This is a genomic window from Pedobacter sp. MR2016-19, assembly GCF_014947265.1.
Classification (GTDB): domain Bacteria; phylum Bacteroidota; class Bacteroidia; order Sphingobacteriales; family Sphingobacteriaceae; genus Pedobacter.
In genome coordinates this window covers 1-5,798 of sequence record NZ_JADCNK010000042.1, presented here as the reverse complement: position 1 = coordinate 5,798, position 5,798 = coordinate 1, and the positions used below count along the sequence as shown (strand labels likewise).

The 5,798-nt window shown below is 38.7% G+C and carries 4 protein-coding genes; 1 reads left to right on the top strand and 3 read right to left on the bottom strand.

Annotation, left to right across the window (positions count from 1 at the left end):
* Positions 1-117: 117 nt before the first annotated feature.
* From IM793_RS24580 to IM793_RS24570, 3 genes are all read right to left on the bottom strand, one after another.
* On the bottom strand, positions 118-2,814 hold the full coding sequence (locus IM793_RS24580) for an outer membrane beta-barrel family protein (RefSeq protein ID WP_193426134.1): 2,697 nt from the start codon (positions 2,812-2,814) through the stop codon (positions 118-120).
* Positions 2,815-2,824: 10 nt separating this feature from the next.
* Complete coding sequence (locus IM793_RS24575; RefSeq protein WP_193426133.1) at positions 2,825-3,850, bottom strand: FecR family protein; 1,026 nt, start codon at positions 3,848-3,850, stop codon at positions 2,825-2,827.
* A 92-nt stretch (positions 3,851-3,942) separates the two neighbouring features.
* Positions 3,943-4,557, bottom strand: coding sequence for an RNA polymerase sigma factor (locus tag IM793_RS24570; protein WP_193426131.1), 615 nt, complete (start codon positions 4,555-4,557; stop codon positions 3,943-3,945).
* A gap of 411 nt (positions 4,558-4,968) precedes the next feature.
* Between IM793_RS24570 and IM793_RS25215 the strand changes: the two genes are divergently transcribed.
* A complete protein-coding gene (locus IM793_RS25215) occupies positions 4,969-5,238 on the top strand; it encodes a sigma factor-like helix-turn-helix DNA-binding protein (protein ID WP_193426136.1) in 270 nt (89 codons plus the stop codon).
* Positions 5,239-5,798 lie beyond the last annotated feature (560 nt).

Genomic DNA, 5,798 nt, shown 5'->3' with positions numbered 1-5,798 from the left:
AACTATCTGAAAATCCCCAAAACCCTTAACTTAATAGCATTGTTAGCGTCTCGCTAAGACCCTTCTAGTTATCGTTAGTTTTTGCATATTTCAGATATGATTTAAGAGTCCGCAATTTTATAACCTTTTCAACGCATCTTCGTTACCCAGTTTGGTATCCGATTTCTGAATCTTTGATTTGCCGAATTTATAAGTAAAACCTACAAAAACACGTTTGCTATCGTTACTAACCCGTTCTGCGGAATTAAAAGTGCCATAATTACGTTCGATAAGGTAATCGTTCCGCTTAAAAACCAATTCATTTCCACCCAACCGGAGCTGCCCTTTACCTTCCCAAAGGTTGAGTAAAAACGACGCATCAATATTTTTATAACCACTATTTTTTGAAAGATCCTGTACATAGCTGGTCCAGTAATAGGCATCTATCTGTAGTTTCAGGTTCTTCGAAATTTTAAAAACCTGCGAACTTTTAAAATCAGAATGAAAAGCAGCCAGCTTGTAGTTGGTGCCTAAAACCGGTCCTTCGGCTATGTTATAGCCAATCGGTGTACCACTATTGAGGGTTTCCCACCAATCGTTTATCTTAATTGGGTAAAACAAATAAAGCGAAACATCTGATGCCCGGTTAAGATTCTGACGCGTAAAATAAGTCACTTTTGTTGTAAGGTCCTGTTTGTAAGGGAAGAGTCCGATAGTACCTTTTGTATGGGTATAACTTAATGAAAGATTAAGCTTGTGGATATTCGCACTTAAAGTATAGGTATCATTAAACTGTGGTGTGAGAGATGGGTTGCCCTGCTCAATGGTATATCGGTTAAGTAGTACGGTATAGGGTACAAGTTCATAATAAGGTGCGCGATTAATGGTTGGCTTATACGAAATGGAAATATTGTTATCCTGGTTAAAATTATGCTGATAAAGAAATGTCGGAAAGAAATTGCTGTAATCTTGTTTGAAGTTATCCACAAAATCAGCCCGGGTATTTTCAATCCTTAAACCCATTTGTACCTTATCTTTCTTCCAGTCTTTGCTCAATATTCCGTAAACGGAAGCAATTGATTCCTTTAAATTGCTCTGATTGGAAAATATGGGGTTGGATTCGAACTGTCCGTTGCGGTTATCCTGATAATCTACACTCGTATTGGAATTGGTGTACTGAAATTTGAAACCGGCTTCGAGCTTCCATTGCTTTTTAAACTCATGGATATAATCAGTCTGTGCGATGTAAACATCAATAGCGGCCTTGTTCCTGTTTTGGTAATGGGTGGGAATTCTGATGATATTGCCTGCTCCATCATAAAGCACGGAAGGAAAATCCTGGAAGAGATTACGTTGCCATGGGGTAAATGTCGCCAGTACCAGGAGTTCATTTCTTCCTGAATCGGCCAGAAGATGATAGTTAAAGTTATAGGTATAAGAGCTGGCGCGTTGGTTGAAGGTAGCATCAGTATACGATACCGAATCGATGCGGGTGTTTTTACGACCAAAGGCATTCGTTGTTGCCCATGGGCCTTTAAAATAAAAGATACCCCCATTTGCAAGAAGCCCGATACTTTGGTTTTTATCCAGTTGCAGTTCCGCACTTGCCTGGAAATTATAGAGGTTATTATCTGTTATCCGGGACCAGTTGTTGGTTAAATAGTATAACGGATCGGTAGGATCCTGAGACCTTTCCGAACTTATACTGAAAATGTCGGTTCCTTTGGTAACACCGCCACTCGCATAAAGTGTTAGGTTTTTGCGTTTGTAAGTGGCCGAAGTATTCAGATTAGCGGAAGCATATTTTCCGGTTGATCCATCAGCGCGGACATCGCCCGTAAAACCTTCAATCTGACTTTTTTTGGTGATGATATTAATCACAGCGCCAAAAGCAGCATCATATTTAGCCGAAGGTTGTGTAATTAATTCGATTTTAAGGATATTTCCTGCCGGCATGGTTTGCAGGATATTTTCCAACGCCGCATCCGGCACGGGTTTGCCGTCGATTAAAATCATGGTCCGCTTTCCCTGCAAACTCACCGTGTTATCTGCCGAGATCCGCACAAAAGGTGCCGATTTCAATACCTGGAGCGAATTGCCCACTGCCATGGCACTGTTGTCTACATTAAAAATCAGCCTGTCGCTTTTGGCTTCAACCAGGGGTTTGCTGGCTGTAATTTTAACTTCTTTTAAATTTTCTCCTGATGATTGAATCGAAATAGGGGCGATGCTTACCGGTGCATTACCGCCAACCGTAAAAGGCCTGGTGGTATAGGAGCTATAGCCTATAGGCGAAACCCTGATTTTATAAATGCCCGGTTTAACTGATGGAAAGGTGAATTTCCCATCAGGATCCGTTAACGAGTTGATCACAAAAGATGAATCGGCGGCTACGAGCAGGGTTACGGTGGTATACTCCAATGGCCTGGCATGTTCATCCAGCAACCGGCCGCTTACCTGGTCTTTTGCAACAGAATCTGCAATGCCAGGGTTAACCTTTTGCTTTACCGGTGCTGCGGTATTGGAAACCGTGGGGAAAATTGAGTAGTTCTTATCATCCACCTTATACCATGACAAATTAAGTGGTAAAATAACAGCATCTAAAATTTGTTTTAAAGGTTTGCCCGAAAAATTATTAGCCTGATAAACTAACTGTTTCTCCTTAAGCTGACTTTCTTCGTATAAAAAATTGACTTTAAACGCTACGCTCAATTTAGCGAGGACCTGTGTTAAAGCTTGTGTTTCTTCTTGTTTTACCTGCTGGCCAAAAGTAAATGGCTCAAAAAACAGGACGCACATCAAGGCAATAAAGCTGACTTTTAAGTTCTTTTTCATGTTCTATGCCTTATTTAGATGTAACAACCAGTTCGTGTGTAGCCGCCTTCGGGGTGATATTGATGTTCAGGGTAACGCCAATGGCTTTAAACAACACATCCCGGTCCTTTGCGCTTAAAGCACCTGATAATCTTTTCTCCAGAATCTTCGGATCGTCTACCACCACCTTGTAGCCATAAATATCTTCGAAATAATCGAATATTTTGCCCACCGGAACATTGCGGAAATACAATTTCCCGTCTTTCCAGGAAGCATATTCGGCAACATTAATTGATTTTTTAAGTAGTTTACCGTTTGCATATTCGGCGATATCGCCAGGCGCTAAAATAAGCGGGTTGGTTTCACCGGTTTTTAAATCCAGACTGATTTTGCCTTCTAAAAGGGCAACTTCAGTACGGCCCCTTCTGTCGTTTACGTTAAAGGAAGTTCCCAGAACTTCTACATTAACCGCTCCGGTATGTACAATGAAACGTTCGTGGTTTTGTATTTCACCAGTTTTATGGAGGTGATTTACTTTTAAAAAGGCTTCGCCTGAGATCCAGACCTCACGGATTTCGTTCTTATTCCAGTTTTTATCATATTTAATCTGCGAGTTGGCATTCAGGGTTACCATTGAACCATCAGGTAAAGTGATATTCCTCAATTGGCCATAAGGCGTTTCGATATTTACTTTTTGGTTAACCGAATATAATACGCCGATGCAGAACAGGATACCAGCCACAACCGCTGCCGCGGCATAACGGTACCAGATCGGGAAGATTTTAACTGTTTTTTTAACCGAAATGGTTTTGGTAGCAATGTTTTGCCAAAGTTGTTTTTCCTCATTTGTATCGAGTGCATCGGTTTCGAATTGCATCGATAATATGATATCTCTTGCATCTGCAATTATTGGGTCCAGGACAGGGTAAGTATTCCGGACATTTTGCCAAAATAGTTCCGCTGTTTCATCAGGCTGAAGCACCCAGAGGATAAAGCTTTCATCATTGATCAGGTCTGCTAAAGTATAAGCTTTGTAATCGCTTAGCTGTTTCTTCATTGTTATTGATTTTGATCCTATTAGCAGCAACAGCCTTTTTTTACCCCATCAAAATGGATGAAAAATTTTAATTTATTTTATCTGCCTGATTATCAGTTTAGTAATTTTGAATGAAGTAGCGCGTAAAGTAATAATAAATCATCTTTAGAAAGATTATTACGCAGGTAATCTAACGAGCGGGCCATGATTTTATACCCCGCCTTTACTGTAGTCCCCATCACTTCGGCAATTTCTTCGTAACTCAATTGCTCATGAAATTTAAGGAAAATGGCTTCTCTTTGCCTTGCCGTAAGTTTAGCCAGCGCATTTTGAAGCTGCTCACTCACCTGCAGCTGCCTTTCATTATCGATGATGGTTTCCTCTATATTTAAAGTCGCATGGAACTGATAGTTTTCCGTTTCCTCGTAAGTTTCATTTTTGCTTAGCTGAAAGGTTCTTTTGAAAATGGCATGCCTAACAGATTTGTAGAGGTAATTTTTTATATGCCCGGGATTTCCGACAGACTGTCTTCTCGTCCACAGCCCTACAAAAAGATCCTGTATACATTCTTTGATTAGGTCTTTATCTTTGGTGAACTTCGATCCATAATTATACAAACCTGCCGAATAGGTTTTGTAGAGAGATTCGAAAGCCGCCTCATTACCATTTTTGAAATTTTTCCAGTTTAGGGATTCGTTGTTCGGATTATGGTTGTTGTGAATTTGCAAAATATCGGTCTGAATAGATTTAAGGTCCAGGAATGAACAAGTTTAGTCTGCGTCACACAAATTAAGACAGCCAAACATAAGTAAATTCTTTCAAACGTATATTCTTGTTTAATACGATTTGCTGGCTTTGATACCATTTTGGCGGAGATAATGAGACCCGATTAGAACACCTTCAAGGAATTTTGGCAATTAAAAAGATATAATTAAATACAAATAGCTGCACTGTATATGTTCGATAACTCATTTAATAGGCTCAATAGCAAACTTTTTAAGTAACTAAGATATTGAAAACTACAAAAAGTAAAAGGCCCGCTTTGGATGATGAATGCAGAAGCAAGCTAATTGCGGGTTAAAGTGTTAAAAGTGATTTCCCGGATTAATCGTTAAACTATTTATTAAATATAATGATTTATATTTGCCACTCTGTATAACCAGTGTCTGTTAGAAAATTTCTGTGAAAGTATTAACAATACAGAAGAAACTATTCTTTTTAAGGATCTGGATCATTTTGTCGACGGACTTGTGAACAGGCTACCATGTAGGTGCAAACAGGTGTACACGCTAAGTCGCAACAGTGGTTTAACTATACCCGAAATTGCAGAACAGCTTGAGCTTTCAGAAAAAACAGTAGAAGCACATTTAACCAAAGCATTGCGTTTTCTTAAAACTTATTTACACTAAGAGCTGGTTTAAATTTTTATAACAAAAATAAATGGCCTTTTGCTGTTATATTGAGGAGTAATTATTTATAAAAATCAAGATAAATGACGGTAGAATTTAATGGAAATATCTCCTAGACGGATCGTCATTGCGAGAAGGCTTTTTCAGCCGACGAAGCAATCTTTATAGCAAGGATTACTAGCATGATAGATTGCTTCGTCGTTACTCCTTATAATGACGTTTATGTAAATAATTTATATTTAGTGTTATTTTTATTTGACCATATAAGACATTTAAGGACCATATAAGCTTACATGTTCTTATATGGTGTGAAAGCCTGAAGGATTATTTAATGAATTAGATGTTCTTAGGTGTCTAAGGTGGTTAATTAAACTGTGTAATCTTTAATTTTTACGACCACCTTAGACATCTTAGCTCAATGAGTTTTGCAGGATGCAAAATCTTAAACCTAATACGTTAAAAAGCGAATATAGGACGTCATTCCTATTTTTTTCAGGCCACAGATCTGATGGTTACTTATAATGACATTTATGTAAATAACTGATATTCAGTGTTATTTT